The sequence below is a fragment of the Catellatospora sp. NPDC049133 genome (genome assembly GCF_040648455.1).
In the GTDB taxonomy this organism is placed as follows: domain Bacteria; phylum Actinomycetota; class Actinomycetes; order Mycobacteriales; family Micromonosporaceae; genus Catellatospora; species Catellatospora aurea.
Genome location: NZ_JBEZDT010000006.1, coordinates 138,245 through 160,109, shown reverse-complemented (window position 1 = coordinate 160,109; position 21,865 = coordinate 138,245). Strand labels below are relative to the sequence as shown.

Annotated in this window: 24 protein-coding genes; 14 read left to right on the top strand and 10 right to left on the bottom strand. The window is 72.0% G+C overall.

Annotated features, from left to right (window positions below; genetic code table 11):
• Positions 1 to 450: 450 nt before the first annotated feature.
• Entirely contained in the window at positions 451 to 1,047 is a 597-nt protein-coding gene (locus tag AB0B35_RS08710; RefSeq protein WP_361042543.1) for a hypothetical protein, read from the bottom strand.
• A 183-nt stretch (positions 1,048 to 1,230) separates the two neighbouring features.
• Here AB0B35_RS08710 and AB0B35_RS08705 point away from each other — a divergent pair, with 183 nt between their 5' ends.
• Positions 1,231 to 2,490 carry a CehA/McbA family metallohydrolase gene (locus tag AB0B35_RS08705; RefSeq protein WP_361042541.1) on the top strand — a complete coding sequence of 420 codons (1,260 nt, stop codon included), beginning with the start codon at positions 1,231 to 1,233 and terminating at the stop codon, positions 2,488 to 2,490.
• 25 nt (positions 2,491 to 2,515) lie between these two features.
• On the opposite strand, the gene AB0B35_RS08700 is transcribed toward AB0B35_RS08705, so the two are convergent.
• Positions 2,516 to 2,971, bottom strand: coding sequence for a hypothetical protein (locus AB0B35_RS08700; protein ID WP_361042538.1), 456 nt, complete (start codon positions 2,969 to 2,971; stop codon positions 2,516 to 2,518).
• A 291-nt stretch (positions 2,972 to 3,262) separates the two neighbouring features.
• Between AB0B35_RS08700 and AB0B35_RS08695 the strand changes: the two genes are divergently transcribed.
• Complete coding sequence (locus AB0B35_RS08695; protein WP_361042535.1) at positions 3,263 to 4,237, top strand: hypothetical protein; 975 nt, start codon at positions 3,263 to 3,265, stop codon at positions 4,235 to 4,237.
• 13 nt (positions 4,238 to 4,250) lie between these two features.
• On the opposite strand, the gene AB0B35_RS08690 is transcribed toward AB0B35_RS08695, so the two are convergent.
• The 8 genes from AB0B35_RS08690 to AB0B35_RS08655 all read right to left on the bottom strand — a co-directional run bounded on the left by AB0B35_RS08690 (position 4,251) and on the right by AB0B35_RS08655 (position 10,726).
• A complete protein-coding gene (locus AB0B35_RS08690) occupies positions 4,251 to 4,970 on the bottom strand; it encodes a hypothetical protein (protein ID WP_361042533.1) in 720 nt (239 codons plus the stop codon).
• A 25-nt stretch (positions 4,971 to 4,995) separates the two neighbouring features.
• Entirely contained in the window at positions 4,996 to 5,253 is a 258-nt protein-coding gene (locus tag AB0B35_RS08685; protein WP_361042531.1) for a hypothetical protein, read from the bottom strand.
• Positions 5,254 to 5,473: 220 nt separating this feature from the next.
• Entirely contained in the window at positions 5,474 to 6,565 is a 1,092-nt protein-coding gene (locus AB0B35_RS08680; protein WP_361042529.1) for an ABC transporter permease, read from the bottom strand.
• Complete coding sequence (locus AB0B35_RS08675; protein ID WP_361042526.1) at positions 6,562 to 7,455, bottom strand: ATP-binding cassette domain-containing protein; 894 nt, start codon at positions 7,453 to 7,455, stop codon at positions 6,562 to 6,564. The genes AB0B35_RS08680 and AB0B35_RS08675 overlap by 4 nt, the downstream gene beginning before the upstream one ends.
• 81 nt (positions 7,456 to 7,536) lie before the next feature.
• Complete coding sequence (locus tag AB0B35_RS08670) at positions 7,537 to 8,217, bottom strand: response regulator transcription factor (RefSeq protein WP_361042524.1); 681 nt, start codon at positions 8,215 to 8,217, stop codon at positions 7,537 to 7,539.
• Positions 8,214 to 9,500, bottom strand: coding sequence for a sensor histidine kinase (locus tag AB0B35_RS08665; RefSeq protein WP_361042854.1), 1,287 nt, complete (start codon positions 9,498 to 9,500; stop codon positions 8,214 to 8,216). Before AB0B35_RS08665 ends, AB0B35_RS08670 begins: the two co-directional genes overlap by 4 nt.
• 87 nt (positions 9,501 to 9,587) lie before the next feature.
• Entirely contained in the window at positions 9,588 to 10,397 is an 810-nt protein-coding gene (locus AB0B35_RS08660) for a hypothetical protein (RefSeq protein ID WP_361042521.1), read from the bottom strand.
• Positions 10,394 to 10,726 (bottom strand): helix-turn-helix transcriptional regulator, encoded by a 333-nt coding sequence (locus tag AB0B35_RS08655; protein WP_361042518.1) that lies wholly within the window; start codon positions 10,724 to 10,726, stop codon positions 10,394 to 10,396. Before AB0B35_RS08655 ends, AB0B35_RS08660 begins: the two co-directional genes overlap by 4 nt.
• A 485-nt stretch (positions 10,727 to 11,211) precedes the next feature.
• Between AB0B35_RS08655 and urtA the strand changes: the two genes are divergently transcribed.
• The 12 genes from urtA to AB0B35_RS08595 all read left to right on the top strand — a co-directional run bounded on the left by urtA (position 11,212) and on the right by AB0B35_RS08595 (position 21,737).
• Entirely contained in the window at positions 11,212 to 12,456 is a 1,245-nt protein-coding gene (urtA, locus tag AB0B35_RS08650) for an urea ABC transporter substrate-binding protein (protein ID WP_360527487.1), read from the top strand.
• A 69-nt stretch (positions 12,457 to 12,525) separates the two neighbouring features.
• On the top strand, positions 12,526 to 13,413 hold the full coding sequence (gene urtB, locus AB0B35_RS08645) for an urea ABC transporter permease subunit UrtB (RefSeq protein WP_203693678.1): 888 nt from the start codon (positions 12,526 to 12,528) through the stop codon (positions 13,411 to 13,413).
• The gene (urtC, locus tag AB0B35_RS08640) at positions 13,410 to 14,519 is read left to right on the top strand and encodes an urea ABC transporter permease subunit UrtC (RefSeq protein ID WP_361042515.1); all 1,110 of its coding nucleotides are present in this window, start codon (positions 13,410 to 13,412) and stop codon (positions 14,517 to 14,519) included. The genes urtB and urtC overlap by 4 nt, the downstream gene beginning before the upstream one ends.
• 31 nt (positions 14,520 to 14,550) lie before the next feature.
• The gene (gene urtD / locus AB0B35_RS08635) at positions 14,551 to 15,321 is read left to right on the top strand and encodes an urea ABC transporter ATP-binding protein UrtD (protein WP_361042513.1); all 771 of its coding nucleotides are present in this window, start codon (positions 14,551 to 14,553) and stop codon (positions 15,319 to 15,321) included.
• Positions 15,318 to 16,013, top strand: coding sequence for an urea ABC transporter ATP-binding subunit UrtE (gene urtE / locus AB0B35_RS08630; protein WP_361042510.1), 696 nt, complete (start codon positions 15,318 to 15,320; stop codon positions 16,011 to 16,013). The genes urtD and urtE overlap by 4 nt, the downstream gene beginning before the upstream one ends.
• Before the next feature lie 11 nt (positions 16,014 to 16,024).
• Entirely contained in the window at positions 16,025 to 16,327 is a 303-nt protein-coding gene (locus tag AB0B35_RS08625; protein ID WP_155375192.1) for an urease subunit gamma, read from the top strand.
• Positions 16,324 to 16,629 carry an urease subunit beta gene (locus tag AB0B35_RS08620; protein ID WP_360527472.1) on the top strand — a complete coding sequence of 102 codons (306 nt, stop codon included), beginning with the start codon at positions 16,324 to 16,326 and terminating at the stop codon, positions 16,627 to 16,629. The genes AB0B35_RS08625 and AB0B35_RS08620 overlap by 4 nt, the downstream gene beginning before the upstream one ends.
• Positions 16,630 to 16,681: 52 nt before the next feature.
• Entirely contained in the window at positions 16,682 to 18,388 is a 1,707-nt protein-coding gene (locus AB0B35_RS08615; protein ID WP_361042507.1) for an urease subunit alpha, read from the top strand.
• A complete protein-coding gene (locus tag AB0B35_RS08610) occupies positions 18,388 to 19,095 on the top strand; it encodes an urease accessory UreF family protein (RefSeq protein ID WP_361042505.1) in 708 nt (235 codons plus the stop codon). Before AB0B35_RS08615 ends, AB0B35_RS08610 begins: the two co-directional genes overlap by 1 nt.
• Positions 19,085 to 19,822: an urease accessory protein UreG gene (gene ureG / locus AB0B35_RS08605; RefSeq protein WP_361042502.1), complete on the top strand. Its 738-nt coding sequence runs from the start codon at positions 19,085 to 19,087 to the stop codon at positions 19,820 to 19,822. The genes AB0B35_RS08610 and ureG overlap by 11 nt, the downstream gene beginning before the upstream one ends.
• Entirely contained in the window at positions 19,822 to 20,538 is a 717-nt protein-coding gene (locus AB0B35_RS08600; RefSeq protein ID WP_361042500.1) for an urease accessory protein UreD, read from the top strand. The genes ureG and AB0B35_RS08600 overlap by 1 nt, the downstream gene beginning before the upstream one ends.
• Positions 20,539 to 20,606: 68 nt before the next feature.
• On the top strand, positions 20,607 to 21,737 hold the full coding sequence (locus AB0B35_RS08595) for a hypothetical protein (protein ID WP_361042497.1): 1,131 nt from the start codon (positions 20,607 to 20,609) through the stop codon (positions 21,735 to 21,737).
• The last annotated feature ends 128 nt before the right edge of the window (positions 21,738 to 21,865 follow it).

The window sequence follows — 21,865 nt, the reverse complement described above, 5'->3', positions numbered from 1 at the left end:
GGCTCGTGGCGGGGGTCTCCCGATGGCGCGGATGGTGATTATCACCGCGTTCGGCGGGTGCCACAGGGGGTGGTGCCGACAGTGTTACCCAGGCGTGACCTCACCGACACCAAGATCCGTACGGAGGACCGCCCGGGGCAGGCGCCGCGACCTGGCGGCGCCTGCCCGGTCAGCGCCAGGTCACGGAGCCCAGGGTGCGGCTGTCAGCCAGCTGGTGTCGGCAGCGAAGTTTGCTGCATGTGCTCCTCCGGGGACGGTCGGGGGCGATCGCAGCCGCTGCGGTGCGGCCCCGGCGGCGAGCCGGATGTCCGGATTGTGAGCGATCACATTTACTGCCATCACTTCTTAACGTGCCCGTACCCGGGAGTCAACGAATTCCGAAACGTGTCGCGAACCCGCTGCCGCCCGTGCCGGACGACGCCGGTCACGGGCGGCGCGGCGAGCCGGCCGTCAGGGGGCGGGCGTGGGCAGGGTCGAGGGCGGCTCGCATACGCCGACCTCGGTCATGCCGTGGATCGAGGAGATCGGCACCAGTGTGCGAGCCTTCGCGGTGATCCGGTTCGTCGGCTGACCCGGATCGGGCAGCACGGTGACATAACCTTCGGGTTCCAGGGAGACCAGCCCGCAGATGATCCCGTGGTCGTAGGTGAGCTGGATGAGCTTGCCGGGCGCGGGGGCGGCGGGGGCCAGCCAGCCGCCGAGCACGGCGACCCCGACCAGGCCGAGGCCGATGACGGCGAGCCGCCGTGCGCTCGCCACGTCGCGCGACGCGGACTCGGCCGCAGGCGCGACGGCGGTGGCGGTGGCGGCAAGCAGGATCGCGCGCACCAGCAGCGCGAAGCCGGCGAGCAGCAGCGCACCGGCGAGCAACCGCACGGTCCAGTGCAGCTCGGCCAGGTCGTCGGGGCCGCGGACGATGAGCGCGGCGGCCAGCAGTGCGGTGACCGCGGTCAGCCCGTTGCGCCAGGCGGCCGCCTGAGTGCGGACGGCGTCGGGCGACGGTGCGGGCTCGGTGGGGGCGCCAGGGGCGGCTTGGTCTTCGGTCATGCCGGTTACCTCGGTTCGGTGGGCAGGCGCACCCCGGGCAGGGCGCAGCGATGAGCGTAGATCAATGGGCACGCTCCCATCCAGAGCGTCCCCAGCGGACGGCAACCGTTTACACAGATAGATTTCGTTCTTCCGAAACTCCTGGGTACCCACATGTTGCTGATGATCAATTCCACTGTCGGCATGACTCACCACCACGGTCACGACGACGCCGGCCACCACCACGGCGCCGACCACACCCACTCCGAGCTGGGCCGGCGTGCCGTGCTCGCGGGGGCCGGCGGGCTGCTGATGCTGGCCGCCGCGCCCGGCTCCGCGTACGCGAGCACCACCCCGGTCGCCGCCGCATCACCCGCCCGGATCACGCCGAAGTCCGGTGCCGCCCGCGCCTCGCAGCTGACCCAGGGCACCCTGCTGGTCCACGCGGACCTGCACAACCACACCCTGATGTCCGACGGTGACGGCAACCCCGACCTGGCCTTCCAGTCCATGCGCGACGCCGGGCTGGACGTGGCGGCGCTGACCGACCACGCGACGCTGTTCGGCATCAGCGGCCTGTCCAAGTCCGAGTGGGACCGCACCGGCGTGCTCGCCGGAGCCGCCGACGACCCGGGCAGCTACACCGCGATCCGCGGCTTCGAGTGGTCGCACCCGACCCTGGGCCACGTCAACGTGTGGGGCACCGCCAACTTCACCGACCTGCTCGCCACGGGCAGCATGAGCAAGCTCTACAACTGGGTCAACGGCGTGGACGGGGTGGCCAGTTTCAACCACCCGGGCCGCGAGGTGCAGCGCTTCAACAACTTCAGCCTGTCGTCGGCGGCCGTCGACAACATGGTCGCGCTGGAGATGTTCAACCGCGGCGACGACTACCTGTTCGACGGCTGGGCCGACCACGGCAGCTCGCCGCTGACCGCCTGCCTCAACGCCGGGTGGCGCACCGGGCTCACCGGCGTGTCCGACGAGCACGGCACGAACTGGGGCCACCCCGAGGGCAAGGGCCGCACCGGCCTGTGGGTCGCGGCCAACACCCGGGCTGGGGTGTTCGAGGCCATGCGGGCCCGTCGCTTCTTCGCCACCCGCGTGTCCGGCCTGCGCCTGGACGCCACCGCGAACGGTGTGCGGATGGGCGGCGTGCTGCCGATCGCAAGCGGCGACGTGGCGTTCTCCGTCGACCTCGATCGCGGCCCGGACTGGGCCGGCAAGCCGCTGCGCATCCAGGTGCTGCGACCGGGTACGACCGCGCCGGCGGTGGCCGACGTGATCGACGTCGAGGCGGGCGGCGTGTACACCTTCACCGTGCCGATGAACGCCGCCGACGGCGACTGGGTGGTCCTGCGCGTGTCCGACCCGGCCCTGGCCAACCCGAGCCCCGGCCCGGCCGGGCATCCCTGCAACGACTGGGGCGTGGCCTACTCCAGCCCGTGGTGGCTGCAGCCGTAGCCAGGACCTTGCCTGCGCGCCGGGGTCAGACGATCCCGGCGTGCAGGTACACCTCGGCGGCGTCGCCGGACTCGTACAGCGCGACCGCCACGTCGACGAGCACCTGGCCGGACAGCGGCCGGTGCCGCAGCGAGCGGTAGCGCCGGTCGGGGTCCTGCGGCCAGCCGAAGCCCGCGGTCGTCTTCGCGTCGAACGGCAGTCCGGCCGACTCCGTGCGCTTGCCCGTCACGAACATGCCGTTGAGCACCAGGAACTGGTTCATGCAGTGCCGGTCGCCGGTGAAGTGCAGGTAGAACGAGTCCGCCTCCCATTCGGCGTACCGGTGGTAGCGCACGCTGCGCGCGGCGCAGTCCGGCAGGCCGAGGTGGTAGCGGTGCAGCGTGCCGGGCAGGTCCTGCGATTGGCTGCCGGGGTACGCGCGCGGGTCGTGCGGTGTGTGCTCACGCGACAGCGCGTACCAGGTCACCAGCAGGACGATCACGAGTGACGCGAGACCCGCGTGTAGCCAACGACGACGTCCATGCGGCCGCCGATGACGCGCACGGCCGCCGTCGGGCTGCGTCGCCTGCTCAGCGGACTCCACGTCCACCACGTCCATCGGCCCCCCAACCGGATCTTGCTGGGGTGACCTTATCGCGCGGCCGCCGCGACGAGCCGCACTTGGCGTGTGCCATGCCGAAGGCACGCGCCCGCCGGTCCGACCGAGCGGACAACGGCCCCGGCGGACACGTGTCACACTGGCCGCCACCACCCCGCGATCTTGGAGTACGCGTTGTCCACCAACGACCCCCAACAGTTCCCCGGAACCGTTCCGAGCAGCGGTTTCCTGCCTCCCGACGACGCGTTCCCGGCCGAGCGGGCCAGCGGGCCCGAGGTGCTGGTCAATCTGCCCGGCGAGGGCCTGGCCGGCTGGTCGCGCAAGGTCGTCGGTGTGCTGCGGCGCGGCTGGCAGCAGCAGCTCGCCATCTTCACGCTCACGCACGCGCTGCCGAGTTTCGTGCTGTACGCCCTCGCGGTGGTGGGCCTGCTGGCACTCTGGAACAGCGATGTCGCGCGGGCAGCGGCCGTGGACGACGCCCTGGCCGAGAAGCTCGTCGTGCGCATCCTGATCGTGGTCGGCCTCATGATGCTCATGGCGCTGCCGCTCCGGCTGCTCGGGTACGCGGCGGCGACCTGGTCGGCGGTGCGCCAGGCGGCGGGGCTGCCCGTGCGGCTCTCGCAAGCCCTGTGGTTCGGTCTGCGCCGGGTGCCGGTGATGTTCGCCTGGAGCCTGGTCGCCTACGTGCTGACCTTCGTCGTCGTCTTCCTGGTCGTGCTGTGCTTCGCCTCCGCCTTCTCGGTGGCCGGGCTGGTGCCCGCGGTGATCGTGCTCGGCTACCTGATGATGATCACGGGAATGGTCGGGCCGGCGGTCCTGTTCGAACACCGCAGGCCGCTACAGCGGGCCTTCGACACCGTGAACAACGCGTTCTGGCCCACCGTCGTGCGCCTGGCGGTGCCCGGGGTCGTGCTGTTCCTCGCGTACCGCTACAACCAGGTGATCGACGGCGCGGCCACGATGTCGGGGCTCGCCGGCACGATCGGCGAACGGGCCGGGTTCGCGTTCGCGGCGGTGGCGGCGTCGGCCGCGCTCGAACTGCCGGTCGCCATGCTGCTGTTTCCGACCGTACTGGTGACCTATGTCGAGCGCCGCGCGCTGGTCGCGCCGAACCTGCGCACCCCGCACCTGCTGGACGAGCTGGGCTGAGCGGTCGGCACGATCAAACGGCGAAGGGGACACGCTGCACGACCCGGGAGCGCAGCACCAGGTCGTCCATCGTGTCCATCAGCCACAACTCAGCCGGGCTGAGCGGAACCCGCACCCGGGTCTGGTAGTGGCGGACCAGTCGGCGCAGCGCCGCGTACGGCTCACCGCGCAGGTCTCCGGTCAGTTGCAGGTAGCCGGCGAGCATCGGGCGGCGCTCGGCTCCCACCAGCGCACGGACCGCCTCCAGCCGCCGGACCGTGGCGTCGTCGGCGGCCTGGACGGGCAGGTAGACGCGGCCGGTGTTGTGGCCGCCGACCCAGGGGCCGCGCACGATCAGGCGGACCGGTGGCAGCGGCGCGTCGGGCAGCGTCGCGGCGGGGTCGAGTTCGGGGGCCAGGGTGGTGTGCACCCGGTCGGCGCGCAGGGCGAGCCCCGGCCACCACACCCGCGGCCCGAGCGCGGCCCGCAGGTCGTCGAGGAACGCGCCGAACACGGCGTCGGCGCGCAGGGCGGCGTCGTCGACGGGCAGGACCACCGACCGGATCGGCGGCCAGTACTCCGCCTCCCGCAGCGCACCAGGTTGCATCGGAAGGCGGGGCGTTTCGTGCAGCAGCGGCAGGTGCCGGGTCCGGTAGCGCTCGTCCAGCCGCATCACGTCGTGGGCGTCCCAGTCGAACTGCGCCCGCTGCGCGTCGAGGTCGGCGAGCGGGTCGGCCAGTGGATGCACGGTCACGGCGAGTCTCCTGGTTTCGCGGGCGTCAGCGCTGCAGGCGGTGCCGGGACAGGATGACGGCGAGCCAGGCCGCGCGGACCTGACGGTACGCCGCGACCTGGTCGGCCCCGCCCGGATACGCCCCCGCCGCCCGCAGCCGTCCCGCGGCGACCTGCAGCTCGCGTACCGCGGCGAGGTACGACCGGCCCGCCCGGGACGTGGACAGCGCCGCGTGCCGGGTGCGCAGCCAGGTCACGCGCACGTAAGTCCTGCCCTCGCTCCTGATCACGAGCCTGATCGACACGCCCTCACGTTCCCGCACGATCAAGTAACGAGCGAACGCGTCAAAACCGCACATTCCCGTCGCCAGACGGCTTTCCGGGTGCGCTATCCCCGCAGATACTGCGCCGCCTGGTCCAACGCAGCGCGCCGGCCACCACCTAGGTGATCATGAGGTTGTGCCGTCGACACACCGTCGAACCGTGCCACAAGTTCATGATCACCCGGGTGGGGCGGGTGGTGGGTCAGGCTGATTCGGCTTCGAGGTCGGCGAGGCGGCGGGCCTCGCGGTCGCGCCAGGCGGTGGCCAGCGAGGTGCGGCCATTGCTGCGCAGCAGCGAGCCCTCGTAGATGCGGGCGCCGACGGACAGCACCACCAGCGCGCCGACGGCGAGCACGACCAGCGACAGCACCGGCTCCCAGGCCGCCGCGTCACCCTGGAACAGCCGCACCGGCATCGCCGCCGGGGCCGAGAACGGGATGTACGACAGCACCTTCATCGCGACCGGGTCGCCGTTGAACATCACGACCCCGAAGAACGGCAGCAGGACCAGGATCTGCAGCGGCATCGACGCGCCGCTGAGGTCCTCCTGCCGGTTGGCCAGCGCGCCGACCGCGGCCCACAGCGCCGCCAGCATCACGAAGCCGACGAGGAAGAACGGCAGGAACCAGCCGATCGCGGGCCCGAGCAGGGTCAGCAGCGCGCCGCCGCCCTCGGAGAAGCGCATCCCGGCCAGCGCGACCACGGCGATCAGCGCGATCTGGCCCATCGCGAGCACGCCGCCGCCCAGCACCTTGCCCGCCAGCAGCACCCGGACCGGCACCGAGGCGACCAGGATCTCCACGACCCGGGTCTGCTTCTCCTCGGTGACGCTCTGCGCGATCTGCAGGCCGAACGTCAGCGACACGAAGAAGAAGATCATGGCGAAGACCATCGGCACCAGCAGCGCCAGCGTGTCGTCGACGGCGCTCGGGTCGAGCAGCTCGACGGCCGGCCGGGTGCTCAGGGCGTTGACCAGGTCGTTGGGGGCGTCGGTCATCGCGATCACGGTGCCGTCGGCGAGCAGCCCGCCGTCGGCCCCACCGTCGCGGACCAGGGCTCGCGCGGCCGCGTCGTCGGCGACGACGCGCACGTCGAGCCCGGCGGCGCCCAGGGCGGCCGGGGCGGTTCCGCTGACCGCGATCGTGGAGGGATCGTCGGCGAACATCGCCGGCACCACCGTCGCACCCAGTGCGAACAGCAGGAAGAACGCCGTGCTGAACAGGAACGCCTTGTCGCGCAGCTTCACCCGGATCTCGCGGGCGGCCACGATGCGCACGGCTTCGAAGGTGTTCACTGGGCGACCTCCCGGAAGATCTCTGCGAGGGACGGGGTGACGGGGCCGAACGCGCGGACCGGGCCGCGGGCGAGCGCCGCCTGGAGCACCCGCTGGTCGTCGGCGGACGGGTCGAGTTCGAAGACCGCGTGCGCGCCGTCGAGGTCGAGCAGCCGTACGCCGGGCTGGTCGCGCAGCCAGCCCGCGTCGCCGTCGACGGTCAGCGTGTACCGGGGCAGGGTGTGCTCGCTGCGCAGCTGTCCACGTGGACCCGAGGCGCGGATCCGCCCGCCGGCGATGATGACCAGGTCGTCGCACAGCCGCTCGACCACGTCGAGCTGGTGGCTGGAGAACAGCACCGGCACGCCCCGCTTCGTCCGGTCGCGCAGCACCTCCACGACGGTGTCGACGGCGAGCGGGTCGAGGCCGGAGAACGGCTCGTCGAGCACGAGGATGTCCGGGTCGTGGATCAGTGCCGCGGCGATCTGGGCACGCTGCTGGTTGCCCAACGACAGCTTCTCCAGCGGGTCGGCGGCGCGCTCGCCCAGCCGCAGCCACTCGATCAGGTCCTCGGCGTTGCGGCGCACCGCCTCGGCCCCGAGACCGTGCAGGCGGCCCAGGTAGACGAGCTGGTCGCGGACGGTCATCTTCGGGTACAGGCCCCGCTCCTCGGGCATGTACCCGATCCGGCGGCGGATCTGGCGGGTCAGCCGACCGCCTTCCCAGGTCACCTCGCCCGCGTCGGGGGCGAGCACGCCCATGATGATGCGCATCGAGGTGGTCTTGCCCGCGCCGTTCGCGCCGACGAACCCGGTCATGCGCCCGGCGGTGACGTCGAAGGACACCCCGTCGAGCACCTGCCGGTCGCCGAACCTGCGGCTCACCGCGTCGAGGCGTAGCACTTTCGTCATACCCGCAGAGGCTAGGTGTGCCGAGGCGGGCTGCCGTCAGCCCGGGGATCGATCTTCCCTCCGCCGCGAGGAGGATCCAGGTCAGCCGCCCGGGGTGACCACGCCGTGCTCGTACGCGAACACCACCGCCTGGGTGCGGTCGCGCAGCCGCAGCTTCGCCAGCACCCGGCTGACGTGCGTCTTCACCGTCGCCTCGCCGAGGAACAGCCGGGTGGCGATCTCCGCGTTGGTCGCGCCGCCGGCGAGCAGGACCAGCACCTCGTACTCGCGCGGGGTCAGCTCCCTCAGCTCCTGCGCCGAACCCGCGGGCGGCGCGGCGACGGGCCGGGCGAACTTCGCGATGACCCGCCGGGTGATCTCCGGCGCGAGCAGCGCGTCGCCGCGCGCCAGCACCCGCACCGCCTCGATCAGCGCCTCCGGCGAGCCGTTCTTCAGCAGGAAGCCGCTGGCCCCGGCCTGCAACGCGGCGAACAGGTAGTCGTCGCGGTCGAACGTGGTCAGGATCAGCACGGCCGGCCCGTCGCCCGCCGCGGTGATGCGACGGGTCGCCTCCAGCCCGTCGACCCCGGGCATCTCGACGTCCATCAGCACCACGTCGGGCGCGGTCGAGGCGGCCAGTGCGACGGCCTGCTCGCCGTCGGCGGCCTCGCCGACCACCACCAGATCGTCCTCCGTCTCCAGGATGACCCGGAACCCGGTGCGCACCAGCCGGTGATCGTCGGCCACCAGAATCCGGATCACGCCCGGCTCCTGCCCGCTCATACCGCCGCCTCTGTCGCCTCGACGGGACACGACGGCTGCGCCGCGAGCGGGAACCTGGCCCGCACCCGGAAGCCGCCCTGCGGGCGCGGGCCCACCTCCAGGGTGCCGTCGTGCGCGGCGACCCGCTCCCGCATGCCGATCAGCCCGAGGCCGCCGGCCGTCATCCGCCCGCCCCGGCCGTCGTCGGTCGACTCCACCTCCAGCTCCTGCGCCAGGTAGCGGATCCGCACGTCGATGGTGCTCGCCCCGGCGTGCTTGAGCGTGTTCGTCACCGACTCCTGCACGATCCGGTACGCGGCCTGCGACAGCGAGTCGGGCAGCGGCACCGGCGTGCCGAACACCCCGAACCGGGCAGTCAGGCCCGCGTCTCTGGCCCCGTCGAGCAGACCCTCCGCCCGCTCGACGCCGACCGTGGCGGGGCCCTCCTCGGTGCCCGTGCCCTGGCGCAGCAGGCTGAGCATGCGCCGCAGCTCGTCGACGGCGGTGCGGGCGCTCTGCTCGATCGCCGCGAGCGCGGTGCGCGCCCGCGCCGGGTCCTTGTCCATCACGCGGCGGCTCGCGGCGGCCTGCACCCCCATCACCGACACGTGGTGGGCGACGACGTCGTGCAGTTCCCGGGCGATGCGCAGGCGCTCGACCATCACCGCCCGCTCCCCCGCCTCGTCCCGGGCCCGGCGCAGCTCCTCGGCCTGCACCTCCAGCTGGTGCTGCCGCCGCGCGGCCACCCACGCCGTCTCCCCGGCGAAGAACGCGAAGCCGAACATCAGCACGTTGACCAGCAGCGCGTTGACGATCGTGGCGAGCAGCGGCGGGACCGGCCCCGCCGCGTCCTCGAACGCGTCCGCCGGCACCGAGTCCACCGACAGCCAGATCGACACCACCAGCCAGCCCAGCATCGCCGCGATGATGCCCGCCCGCACCTGCCGCGAACGCCGGTGGTCGGCCGCCCAGGCCCCGGCGGTGTACAGCGAGCAGAACAGCGCCGCGGTCGCCAGCTGCATCTCCGGGGCGGCCCGCACCTGCGCGACGATGAACGCCGCGGAGACGACCAGGGTCACGATCACCGGCCACCGGCGGCGTACCGCGAGCGGCAGCGTCACCGCGACCGCCCAGAACACCTGCTCCGGCACGCTCGGCGGCGAACCGAGGTGGAACACGCCCGCGCTGGTGGTCAGCGTCAGATTGAACAGCGCCAGCGCGGTCACGGCCAGCCCGATGAACAGGTCGGCGCGCCGCTGCTCGGCGGTCGGGCCGGGACGTCGCCAGCCGTCGGGGGTCGCCAGGGTGGTCACGCAGCGACCCTGGCACAGGGGCACCGCCTTACGCCAACTCCGTGCCCCGGGAGACCGGACGGTTCGGCGTGCGGCGGCCTACGCCGGGGCCGCCTGCGGAAGCAGCCGCGCCTGCCGCGCCCGGTGCCGCCGGGCCAGAAGGTTCGCGTACACGAGCAGGAAGATCATCACGTGGATCGGCGCCTGCGTGACGAACATGAACAGGTATCCGGGCACAATCCGGCCGTCGAAGAACATCTCCATCCCGTACGGATCGAAGCGCGTGACCATGGCCCAGTAGGAGACCGGCACGGCGATCGCCACGACGCCCCAGGACAATGACGCACGGCTGATCCGGCCGGCCAGGGTGCACAGCAGGCCGGCGCTCAGCGCCAACCGGAGCCCGTCGCCCGCGTGGGACCGGTTGAACGCGAACCCTTCCACCAGCGGCCAGGCCGTCAGCACGACGAACAGGATGCCGAAGACCCAGAGTGGCACGAGCGCCGGGCGGATGAGCTGCGTCACCCCCGTGGTGACACCTGCGCAGATGATCCCCAGCAGCACCGCGCCCACCATGCCGCCCACCCCGGCCCATGCCTGCCAGCCGATGCTGTCCTCGTCGTAGAAGGTGGTCCACTCCACCGAGAGCCGGAGGTAGAGCACCGGCAGGGCGGCGACGAGGACGAGCGACAGCACCGTGTGCGCGAAGCTCCGACCCGGCCGGACCGCCACCGCCTCCGCACGGTGCGGCCGCGACGTGGCCAGGCTCGCCGCGTACCGCAGCCGTCGGGCAGTGCCGGGCATGGCGCGCAGTTCGGCCCGCCATTCGGCGAGCATCTCCTCGCGCAGGTCGGCGGGCCAGCGACGGGCCGCGGCGGTGAGGAACCTGTCACAGACACGCTTGATCATGCGGTGGCCTCCTTGGTCACGGTGTGCGCGGACGCCGGGCGGGTCTGCTCGTGCAGTTCCGCGAGGCGCTGGCGGGCGACGGGCAGCGCCGCCGGGGTGAGCCGGTAGTACGCGCGGGCGGGGCGGCCGGCCTCGGACGGGTCGACCTCCTCCCAGCGCTTGTCCAGCCACCCGGCCTCGGTCAGCCGGGCCAGGATCGGATACAGGGTGCCGCTGGGCAGTTCGGACGCCTGCATCAGCGCCATTCCGTAGTGGTCACCGGCGGGATCGGCGACGAGGGCCGCGAGCACGCGGGCCACCGGCACCGTCATACGCAGTTCGGCATTCATAGTAGGGACTCTACATAGGGTCAGCCGAGTTTGGCGAGCGGCCGTCTGTCTTGACAGGACATCGGTGGCCCAAGATACTTCTTGCGTGAAGCATCTCCGCTGACGCGGTGCTGCGACAACCTCAGTCCGAATAGCTCGCGAAGCCGACGCCAAGGCCGCACTCCGATGCGGACCAGTGGTGTCGGCTTTCGTTGTTTCCGCAGGTCAGTGGCCGGATCTCACACGGACAGATACAGCGTATCAACGGCGATGAAACAGAACTGAAACCCCGTTCACCGACGCTGTGCGTGCCTGGCATTCAGGCGGACGCCCACGGGCCGGCACAACCGGACGAAGCCTCCGCTGCGCGCTGCCGGCATCCGCATAGGACCGATCTCCGCACCGCCACGGGCCGGCACGCGCCACGCCGAGGACGCCGACGTCTTTGCGCCCAGGTGCTTCTCCCCCTTGACCTGTGCTCCGCCGAAACAGGGAGATACCCCACCATGCTCAGATTCCCCCGACGCCGGCTCGCGGCCGGCGCCGTCGCCCTGGCCGCTGCGCTGGCCGTCAGCGCCTGCGGCAGCAAGACCGGCGAGAACGACTCCGCCGGCGGCGTCACCGCCGACACCTCGGGCGACACCGTCAAGGTGGGCCTGCTCAACTCGCTGTCGGGCACCATGGCGATCAGCGAGGTGACCGTACGCGACGCCATCATGCTGGCCGTCGAGGAGATCAACGCCGCGGGTGGCGTGCTCGGCAAGAAGATCGCGCCGGTCGGTGAGGACGGCGCGTCGGACTGGCCCACGTTCGCCGAGAAGGCCGAGAAACTGATCAAGGTGGACCGGGTCGCGGCCGTGTTCGGCTGCTGGACCTCGGCCAGCCGCAAGGCCGTCAAGCCGGTCTTCGAGGAGAACAAGGCCCTGCTGTTCTACCCGGTGCAGTACGAGGGCCTGGAGCAGTCGCCGTACATCTTCTACACCGGCGCGACCACCAACCAGCAGATCGTGCCGGGCCTGGACTACCTCAAGGCGCAGGGCAAGAAGTCGGTCTACCTGGTCGGCAGCGACTACGTCTTCCCCCGCACCGCAAACAAGATCATCAAGGCGTACGCCGAGGCCAACGGCCTCAAGGTGCTCGGTGAGGACTACGCCCCGCTGGGCAGCACCGAGTTCGGCACGATCGTCAACAAGGTCAAGGCGTCCAAGGCCGAGGCCGTGTTCAACACCCTCAACGGCGACAGCAACGTGGCCTTCTTCAAGGAGTACAAGTCCGCGGGCCTGACCGCCGCGTCGATGCCGGTCGTGTCGGTGTCGATCGCCGAGGAGGAGGTCAAGAGCATCGGCACGCAGTACCTCGCCGGGCAGCTCACCGCGTGGAACTACTACCAGACCACCAGCGGCGCGGCCAACGACAAGTTCGTCAAGGCGTACAAGGCGAAGTTCGGCGCGGACAAGCCGACCAGCGACCCGATGGAGGCCGCGTACGTGTCGGTCTACCTGTGGAAGGCCATGGTCGAGAAGGCCGGCTCGTTCGACGTCGAGAAGGTCAAGGGCGCCGCCGACGGCGTCACGTTCGAAGCGCCCGAGGGCCTGGTGACCATCGACGGCGCGACGCAGCACATCCACAAGACCGCGCGCATCGGCAAGATCGGCGACGACGGCCTGATCACCGAGGTGTGGAACTCCGGCGGACCGGTCAAGCCGGACCCGTACCTCAAGGGCTACACCTGGGCGACCGGCCTGTCCTGACCCACCGTCGGCGGTGGAGCGGTCCACGCGGCCGCTCCACCGCCCCGTCCCAGCTCTAGGCGGCAACGCATGACAGTGATCCTCGGGCAGCTGTTCACCGGCGTCAGCATCGGCGCGGTGCTGCTGCTCATCGCGCTCGGACTGGCCCTGACCTTCGGCCAGATGAACGTCATCAACATGGCGCACGGCGAGTTCATCATGGCCGGCGCCTACACCACGTACGTGCTGCAGCAGACCATCACCGACGCGGGCCTGTCGCTGCTCGTCGCCCTGCCCATCGCCTTCGCCGTCGCGGGTGCGATGGGTGTGCTGCTGGAATGGGCGCTGATCCGCCGCCTCTACACCCGGCCGCTGGACACCCTGCTGGTCACCTGGGGCGTCTCGCTGATGCTCCAACAATTGGCCCGTGACGTCTTCGGCGCGCCGAACGTGCAGACCGCGGCACCCGACATCCTCACCGAGAGCACGTCGCTCGGCGCGGACCTGAGCATCGCCAACAGCCGCCTGTTCATCCTGGGCCTGGTCGTGCTCGCCGTCGCCGCGCTGACCGCCGCGCTGAAGTTCACCCCGCTGGGCCGGCGCATCCGGGCCGTGGTGCAGAACCGCGACCTGGCCGCCGTCTCCGGCATCCCCACCGGCCGCGTCGACCGGCTCACCTTCTTCATCGGCTCCGGCCTTGCCGGGGTCGCCGGAGTCGCGCTGACCCTGCTCGGCCCCATCGGCCCAACCATGGGCACCAACATCATCATCGACGCCTTCCTCGTCGTCGTGGTCGGCGGCATCGGGCAGCTCAAGGGGAGCGTGATCGTGGCCTTCGTGCTCGGCATGCTGCAGGCGATGGTCGAGTATCTGACCACGCTCAGCGTCGCCAAGGTGATCGTGTTCATCGCCATCGTCGCGTTCCTGCAATGGCGGCCGCAGGGCCTGTTCACGCTGCGGACCAGGAGCCTGGCATGAAAGCCCTGACCGAGATGAACCCACGGTTGCGGGCCGGGCTGGGCTTCGGGCTCGGCGCGGTGGTGTTGTTCGCGGCCGCGCCCGCGCTGCTCACCGACTTCCGGCTGAGCCTGCTGGCCAAGTACCTGTGCTTCGCGATCGTCGCCGTCGGCATCGGCCTGGCCTGGGGCCGGGGTGGACTGCTCACCCTCGGCCAGGGTGTGTTCTTCGGCCTCGGCGGCTACGCGATGGCCATGCACCTCAAGCTCGCCGACGCGGGCGAGGGCAACATGCCCGACTTCATGGAGCTGTACGGGCAGCTCGACGAGCTCCCCGCGTGGTGGGCCCCGTTCGCGAACCCGGCGTTCGCGCTGGCCGCCACGGTGCTGCTGCCGATGCTGGTCGCCTTCGGGCTCGGCTCGCTGGTGTTCCGGCGGCGGGTGCGCGGCGCGTACTTCGCGATCCTCAGCCAGGCCCTGGCCGCCGCCATGGTGATCCTGCTGATCGGCCAGCAGGGCACCACCGGCGGCACCAACGGCCTCACCGACATCGAGGGCTTCTTCGGCTACGACCTCGACGACCCGGTCAACCAGCGCATGGTCTACTTCATCATCGCCGGGGTGCTGCTGGCTCTGCTCGCGCTGACCCGGCAGCTGATGCACTCCCGCTACGGCGAGCTGCTCGTCGCGGTGCGCGACTCGGAGGAGCGGGTGCGTTTCCTCGGCTACAACCCCGCCAACGTCAAACTCGTCGCGTACGTCGTCGCGGCCGGTATGGCGGGCCTGGCCGGGGCGCTGTTCGTGCCCGCGGTCGGCATCATCTCCCCCGCCCTGATCGGCATCGTGCCGTCGATCGAGTTCGTGATCGGCGTCGCCGTCGGCGGCCGGGCGGCGCTGCTCGGCCCGGTGCTCGGCGCGGTCGCCGTGGCCTGGGCGAAGACGGCCCTGTCCGAGCGTTTCCCGGGCACCTGGACCTACCTGCAGGGCGCGATGTTCGTGCTGGTGGTGGCGTTCCTGCCCGGTGGCCTGGCCTCGCTGTGGGGCATGGTCAAGCGCCGCAAGGAGGCCACGGCGCCACCCACGCCACCGGCGGAGCAGCCCGTGCTGGTGAAGGAGGCGGCGGCGTGAGCCACATCGGTGCGGCAGGAAGGGGCAGGGCATGAGCGAGACAGCAGGCGGCCTGCGTATCCGCGGGCTGCGGGTGGCGTTCGACGGGTTCGTCGCGGTCGACGGCGTCGACCTCGACGTGGCCCCGGGCGACATCCGGTTCCTCATCGGGCCGAACGGCGCGGGCAAGACGACCCTGGTCGACGCGGTGACGGGGCTGGTCAAGGCGACCGGCTCGGCCCTGTTCGGCGAGCAGGAGCTGCTCGGGCGGGAGGTGCACCGCATCGCCCGGCTGGGCGTGGGCCGCACGTTCCAGACCGCGGCCCTGTTCGAGGAGCTGACCGTACTGCAGAACCTCGACATCGCGGCAGGCGCGGGACGCAGCCCGTGGACGATGCTGCGCCGGCGCGGGGCGGTGCCCGACGACGTGGCGTACGCGCTGGAGACGATCGGGCTGGCCGACCGGCGCGACGTGCTCGCGGGCACCCTGGCGCACGGACAGAAGCAGTGGCTGGAGATCGGCATGCTGCTGGTGCAGAACGCCCGGCTGCTGCTGCTCGACGAGCCCGTCGCCGGGATGAGCCACGAGGAGCGCGAGGCCACCGGCGAGCTGCTCGGCAAGGTCGCCGGCGAGCGCACCGTCGTGGTCATCGAGCACGACATGGACTTCCTGCGCCGCTTCGCCCGCACCGTCACCGTGCTGCACGCCGGCAAGGTGCTCAGCGAGGGCACGGTCGCGCAGGTGCAGGCGGACCCGAAGGTGCAGGAGGTCTACCTCGGACACGCCACCGGCGAGCCGGCGGCCCAGGGGGCGGAGGCATGATGCTGCGGATCGAGGGCGTGTTCGCCGGGTACGGGCGCAGCACCGTGCTGCACGGCGTCGACGTGACCGTCGACGACGGCACGGTGACGGCCGTGCTCGGGCACAACGGCGCGGGCAAGAGCACCCTGCTGCGGGCCGCGATCGGCCTGCTGCGCCCGAAGCAGGGCATGGTGCTGTTCGGCGGCGAGGACGTCACGAAACTGCCGCCGCACGTGCGGGTGGCGCGCGGCATGGCGTACGTGCCGCAGGGCCAGCAGTGCTTCCCGCACCTGACCACGGCAGAGAACCTGCAGCTGGTGGCCGACGGCCGGCGCGGCGGCAGGCAGGCCATGGCGTCCGCGCTGGAGCTGTTCCCGGCCCTGCACGGCCTCATGCGCCGCCGGGCCGGGCTGCTGTCCGGCGGCCAGCGCCAGCAGCTCGCCATCGCCCGCGCGCTGATCACCCGGCCGAAACTGCTGCTGCTCGACGAGCCGACCGAGGGCATCCAGCCCAACGTCGTCGCCGAGATCGAGCAGGCGGTGCTGTCCCTGGCCGGCGCGGACGGGCTGTCGGTGCTGCTGGTCGAGCAGCATCTCGGGTTCGCACTGCGCGCGGCGCACCGCTACCACGTGCTCGAATCGGGCAGAGTGACGTCATCCGGCGCGGGCGGCACCGGCGCCGAACCCGCCGTACGCGCTGCCCTCACCGTGTAGAAGGACGGTTCATGTTCCTCACCCAGCATGAGCAGGAACGGCTGCTCATCCACGTGGCGGCCGACGTCGCCGAGCGGCGCCGTGCCCGCGGCCTGCTGCTCAACCACCCCGAGTCGGTCGCGATCATCACCCGTTTCCTGCTGGAGGGCGCCCGGGACGGGCGCACCGTCGTGGACCTGATGGACGCGGGGGCCCAGGTGCTCACCCGCGCGGACGTCCTGCCCGGCGTCCCCGAGATGCTGAAGGAGGTGCAGGTGGAGGCGACGTTCCCGGACGGCACCAAGCTGGTGACGGTGCACCACCCGATCCGATGATCCCCGGCGAGATCCTCTTCGGCGAGGGTCCCGTGCAGATCAACGTCGACCGGCCGATCACCACGCTGACCGTGGTCAACACCGCGGACCGGCCGGTGCAGGTCGGCTCGCACTACCACTTCGCCGAGGCCAACCCCGGCCTGTCGTTCGACCGCACCGCCGCGTGGGGGCAGCGCCTGGCCGTGCCCGCGGGCACCGCGGTGCGTTTCGAGCCGGGCGTGACGCGCGAGGTCGAACTGGTCCCGCTGGGCGGGGCGCGCATCGTGCCCGGCCTGCGCGGGGAATGTGGAGGCGAGCTGTGAGCAGCGAGGAGCGAGCTGGCGAGCCCCGCAGTCGCGAACGAGCGGAGGCACTGTGACGATCCTGGTCAGCCGTGAGCGGTACGCCGCGCTGTACGGCCCCACCACCGGCGACCGCATCCGGCTCGCCGACACGAACCTGCTCATCGAGGTCGAGGAGGACCGCTGCGCGGGCGGCGACGAGGCCGTCTTCGGCGGCGGCAAGGTGATCCGCGAGTCGATGGGCCAGTCGCGGGCCACCCGGGCGCAGGGCGCACTGGACACCGTCATCACGGGCGCGGTGATCCTCGACCACTGGGGCATCGTCAAGGCCGACATCGGCATCCGCGACGGCCGCATCGTCGCGATCGGACGCGCGGGCAATCCCGACACCATGCCAGGCGTACACCCTGATCTGGTCATCGGTCCGGCGACCGAGGTCGTCGCGGGCAACGGCAAGATCGTGACCGCCGGGGCAGTCGACACCCACGTGCACTTCATCTGCCCGCAGCTCGTCCACGAGGCCCTGGCGGGCGGGGTGACGACGCTGGTCGGCGGCGGCACCGGCCCGGCCGAGGGCACCAAGGCCACCACCGTCACCGCGAACGCGTGGCACCTGGCCCGCATGTTCGAGGCCCTCGACACCTTCCCGGTGAACGTGCTGCTGCTCGGCAAGGGCAACACGGTCTCCGAGGAGGCCATGTGGGAGCAGTTGCGGGCCGGGGCGGGCGGGTTCAAGCTGCACGAGGACTGGGGCACCACCCCGGCGGCGATCGACGCGTGCCTGCGGGTCGCCGACGCGTCCGGAGTGCAGGTGTCGATCCACACCGACACCCTGAACGAGGCCGGGTTCGTTCAGGACACCCTGGCCGCGATCAACGGGCGGGCGATCCACTCGTACCACACCGAGGGCGCCGGGGGCGGACACGCGCCCGACATCATCACGGTGGCGAGCCTGCCCAACATCCTGCCGTCGTCGACGAACCCGACCCGGCCGTACACCCGCAACACCCTGGCCGAGCACCTGGACATGCTGATGGTGTGCCACCACCTCAACGCGGCTGTGCCGGAGGACCTGGCGTTCGCGGAGAGCCGCATCCGGCCGTCCACGATGGCCGCCGAGGACCTGCTGCACGACCTCGGCGCGATCTCGATCATCGGGTCGGACTCGCAGGCGATGGGCCGCATCGGCGAGGTCGTCCTGCGCACCTGGCAGACCGCGCACGTCATGAAGGACCGAGTCGGCTCGCTGGCCGGGGACTCGTCGGCCGACAACAACCGGGCCAAGCGGTACGTCGCGAAGTACACCATCTGCGCGGCCATGGCCAACGGGCTGGAGGAGCAGATCGGCTCGGTCGAGCCCGGCAAGCTCGCCGACCTGGTGGTGTGGGACCCGGCATTCTTCGGGGTGCGGCCGCACCTGGTGATGAAGGGCGGCATGATCGCGTACGCGCAGATGGGCGACGCGAACGCGTCCATCCCCACCCCGCAGCCGATGCTGCCCCGCCCGATGTTCGGCGCGTACGGCGTCGTGCCCGCCAAGACCTCGCTCGCCTTCGTCGCCCCGGCGGCCCTGGAGGCGGGCCTGGACCTGGACGTCAAGCGGGCCCTGGTGCCCGTCGCCGACGTGCGCTCGCGGGGCAAGGCCGATCTACCGCACAACAGCGCGATGCCGCGCATCGAGGTCGACGCGGACACGTTCACCGTCCGCATCGACGGCGAGGTCGTCGAGCCCGACCCGCCGACGGTCCTGCCCATGGCCCAGCGGTATTTCCTCTTCTGATGCACCGCACCGCGTACCTGCTGCTGGCCGACGGGCGCTTCCCGTCCGGCGGCCACGCCCACTCCAGCGGCCTCGAAGCGGCCGTCGCGGCCGGCCGGGTCACCGACCTGGCCGGCCTGGAGTCCTTCCTGCACGGCCGCCTGTCCTACGCCGCCCCCGTCACCGTCGCCTTCACCGCCGCCACCCACCTCTCCGCCTCGCGGATGGGAAGGGCACCTTCCTCTACGGAATCCGATGTGAAGGTGCCCTTCCTTTCCCTGGATCGGGAGCTGGAGGCGCGGACGGTGTCGCCGGCGCTACGGCTGGCGTCGCGGCGGCAGGGCAAGGCGCTGCTGCGGGCGGGGCGGAACACGTGGCCGAGCGAGCTGTACGGGCACCTGCCGAAGCATCCCGACGGCCCGCACCAGCCGCTGGCGCTGGGGGTGACGGCGGCCGCGGCGGGACTGTCCACGGAGGAGGCCGCGCAGATCGCGGCGTACGGGGTGCTCACCGGACCCGCCAGCGCGGCGGTGCGGTTGCTCGGGCTGGACCCGTATCAGGTGCAGCACCTGCTGGCCAGGATGGCCGGCGAATGCGACGAGATCGCGGCAGCCGCCGCGGCGGTCGCCCACAAGTCCCCGCAGGAGCTGCCGGCCCACGCGGCGCCGCTGGCCGACATCTCCGCCGAACTGCACGCCACCTGGGAGGTGCGTCTCTTTGCGAGCTGACAACGCCTACGACCACGACGAAACGGTGCCCCACACCCACCCGGAGCCGGGCGTCGACCCGCACCCGCCGCTGCCGCGGCTGGACCGGGCGGTGCGCATCGGCATCGGCGGGCCGGTCGGCTCCGGCAAGACCGCGCTCGTCGCCGCCCTGTGCCGGGCGCTGGCCGGCGAACTGCGGCTGGCGGTGGTGACCAACGACATCTACACCACCGAGGACGCCGACTTCCTCAAGCGGGCCGGGGTGCTCGACCCGGCGCGTATCCGGGCCGTGGAGACCGGGTGCTGCCCGCATACCGCGATCCGCGACGACATCTCCGCCAACCTCGACGCCGTCGAGGAGCTGGAGGAGGCCCTCGGGCCGCTGGACCTGGTGCTGGTCGAGAGCGGCGGTGACAATCTCACCGCCACGTTCAGCAAGGGCCTGATCGACCAGCAGATCTTCGTCGTCGACGTGGCGGGCGGCGACAAGGTGCCCCGCAAGGGCGGTCCCGGTGTCACCACGTCGGACCTGCTCGTCATCAACAAGACCGACCTCGCGCCGCTGGTCGGCGCGGACCTTGCCGTGATGGACCGCGACGCCCGCGCCCGCCGCGGCACGCTGCCCACCATCTTCCAGTCCATCGCGCAGGACCCGCACGCGAGCCAGGTCGCCGACTGGGTACGACACGTCGTCGCCCACGCCGCGGGCGTCCACGCCCACGACCACGTTCCCGCCGGGGCGCGCTGATGCGGGCGCTGGCCAGGATCGTCGCCGAGGCCGACGGCCGCGGCGGCACCCGGCTGGCGCGCCTGCGCGGCGAGCCGCCCCTGCAGCTGCGGCACACCCCGGACGGCTCGGCGACGGCGACGGTGCACCTGATCGGCAGCGCCGCCGGGCCGCTCGGCGGCGACGACCTGCGGATCGAGATCGAGGTCGGCGAGGGCGCGTCACTGTGCGTACGCTCCGTCGCCGCCTCGATCGCCCTGCCCGGCCGGGACGGGGCGCTGTCCCGCACGACGGTCACCGCGACCGTCGCGGCGGGCGGCGAGCTGCGCTGGCTGCCGGAGCAGCTCGTCGCCGCGGCGGGCTGCCGGCACCAGGCGACGTCCACGGTGGAGCTGGCCGGCGGGGCCCGGCTGCGGTGGCGGGAGGAGCTGATCTGCGGACGGCACGACGAGCAGCCGGGTGACGCGGTGGTCAGCACGATCGTCGACTACGGCGGCGCTCCCCTGCTGCGCCAGTCGCTGACGATCGGGCCGGGCACGCCCGGCTGGGACGGCCCCGCGGTGCTCGGCGGGGCACGCGCGACCGGCTCGCTGCTGCTCGTCGACGCCGCCGCCGCGCCCGCGCCGCCCGCCGTGCTGGGCGCGACGGCGGTACGGATGCCGCTGAGCGGCCCCGCGACGCTGGTCAGCGCCACCGCACCGGACGCACACGTGCTGCGCGGTTACCTCGACGCATAACCCCGGATGGAGAGCGCTCTCCATCCGGGGGATGACGTGGCCGCCATCGAGCGTGTTCACTGACGGACGTGCGAGACTGGGAGGCCGACTACACCGACTTCGTCGCCGTCTACGGCGGACGGCTGCGGCGGCTGGCGTACGGCCGCTGCGGCGACTGGGGCACCGCAGACCGGCTGACCCGGCGGGTCCTGCTGGACGTCTACCTACGCGGAAACTCCTCCAGCCAGGAGCCCCCGGAGGTCTACGCCGAGCAGGCACTGCTCCGGCTGCTGCGACGTCATGACACCGAGGCGGAAACAGGCCCCGACCTGCTCGCGCCACCCACCCCGTTCACCTCCGACGAACTGATCGCGGCTGGCCGGGCCCGGCTACGGGTGCGGCGTGCCGTCACCGCGGCGTTGACCGTGTTCGGGCTGATCGCAGCCGGTACGGCGCTGCTCCTGCTGCGGCCCGTGCCCGGTGGGGCGCCGCTGCCCGAAGCCGAGGACTGCATGGCCGGGCTGCCGTCGCCGCCCTCGGGCACCGCCACTCCGTCGGGGCGGCCGGTGAGCGGGGGCGACGAAGGCGGCATGGACCGGCTGACGGCGCTGACCGGCGATCTGCCCCTACGCACCAGATCGATCCTGCCCGAGCAGGTGCGCCGCGAACGGCTCGGCTGCGAGGTCGCGGCGTACTTCCGTACCAAGGTGAATCCGGGCGGTCTGGAGCGGGTCGACCTGGGGCTCGACGACCGCGGGGACGCCCGGCCGCTGGCCGCGCTGCTCGACCCGGCGATCGGTCCGGCGGCGCTGACGGTCGCGGTGCGGATCACCACCGCCAGCGGGCAGGGCACGGTGACGATCTCGGTGGCCCCGACGACGGCCCGCCCGGACGAACGGCACTGCGCCCGGCTCCCTATCTGCCGCCTGTCCACCGTCACGGAGGAGGGCCTGGTCGTCGAGCAGTACGGCGTGCACGAGACGCCGGAGGCACTGAAAGCGGGACACCGGCTGGGCACCGATGCGGACTGGTGGTCGGTGGCGGTCTACACCGGGCACAGCATGGTCCTGGTGACTATCACCAACACGCCCGACGTCCGCGCGGCGCTGCCGGCCAGCGCCCAGTACACGCCACTCGGCGAGCAGGTCACCACGCTGGCCGCCGACCCCCGGCTGGCGGTGTTCGACCCGCCCGCCTCCGCGACGCCGACGCCTGACTGACCCCGCCCGGACCGTGCTCTGCACGCCTCATCGCGGTCAGTGCGGTATGTCGTGATCGTCGGGCAAGCTGTCCCACAAGGTGTTCGCACACTGTCGAATGATGCCGAGCGCGGGCCGCGTCAAGACGG

Coding starts and splice junctions, on each gene's coding strand:
- AB0B35_RS08655 (WP_361042518.1), bottom strand. CDS start 10,726: ATGAATGCCGAACTGCGTATGACGGTGCCGGTGGCCCGCGTGCTCGCG.
- AB0B35_RS08600 (WP_361042500.1), top strand. CDS start 19,822: ATGCGGGCGCTGGCCAGGATCGTCGCCGAGGCCGACGGCCGCGGCGGC.
- urtD (WP_361042513.1), top strand. CDS start 14,551: ATGAGCGAGACAGCAGGCGGCCTGCGTATCCGCGGGCTGCGGGTGGCG.
- urtC (WP_361042515.1), top strand. CDS start 13,410: ATGAAAGCCCTGACCGAGATGAACCCACGGTTGCGGGCCGGGCTGGGC.
- AB0B35_RS08705 (WP_361042541.1), top strand. CDS start 1,231: ATGACTCACCACCACGGTCACGACGACGCCGGCCACCACCACGGCGCC.
- AB0B35_RS08670 (WP_361042524.1), bottom strand. CDS start 8,217: ATGAGCGGGCAGGAGCCGGGCGTGATCCGGATTCTGGTGGCCGACGAT.
- urtB (WP_203693678.1), top strand. CDS start 12,526: ATGACAGTGATCCTCGGGCAGCTGTTCACCGGCGTCAGCATCGGCGCG.
- AB0B35_RS08625 (WP_155375192.1), top strand. CDS start 16,025: ATGTTCCTCACCCAGCATGAGCAGGAACGGCTGCTCATCCACGTGGCG.
- urtE (WP_361042510.1), top strand. CDS start 15,318: ATGATGCTGCGGATCGAGGGCGTGTTCGCCGGGTACGGGCGCAGCACC.
- AB0B35_RS08660 (WP_361042521.1), bottom strand. CDS start 10,397: ATGATCAAGCGTGTCTGTGACAGGTTCCTCACCGCCGCGGCCCGTCGC.
- AB0B35_RS08710 (WP_361042543.1), bottom strand. CDS start 1,047: ATGACCGAAGACCAAGCCGCCCCTGGCGCCCCCACCGAGCCCGCACCG.
- AB0B35_RS08610 (WP_361042505.1), top strand. CDS start 18,388: ATGCACCGCACCGCGTACCTGCTGCTGGCCGACGGGCGCTTCCCGTCC.
- urtA (WP_360527487.1), top strand. CDS start 11,212: ATGCTCAGATTCCCCCGACGCCGGCTCGCGGCCGGCGCCGTCGCCCTG.
- AB0B35_RS08620 (WP_360527472.1), top strand. CDS start 16,324: ATGATCCCCGGCGAGATCCTCTTCGGCGAGGGTCCCGTGCAGATCAAC.
- AB0B35_RS08675 (WP_361042526.1), bottom strand. CDS start 7,455: ATGACGAAAGTGCTACGCCTCGACGCGGTGAGCCGCAGGTTCGGCGAC.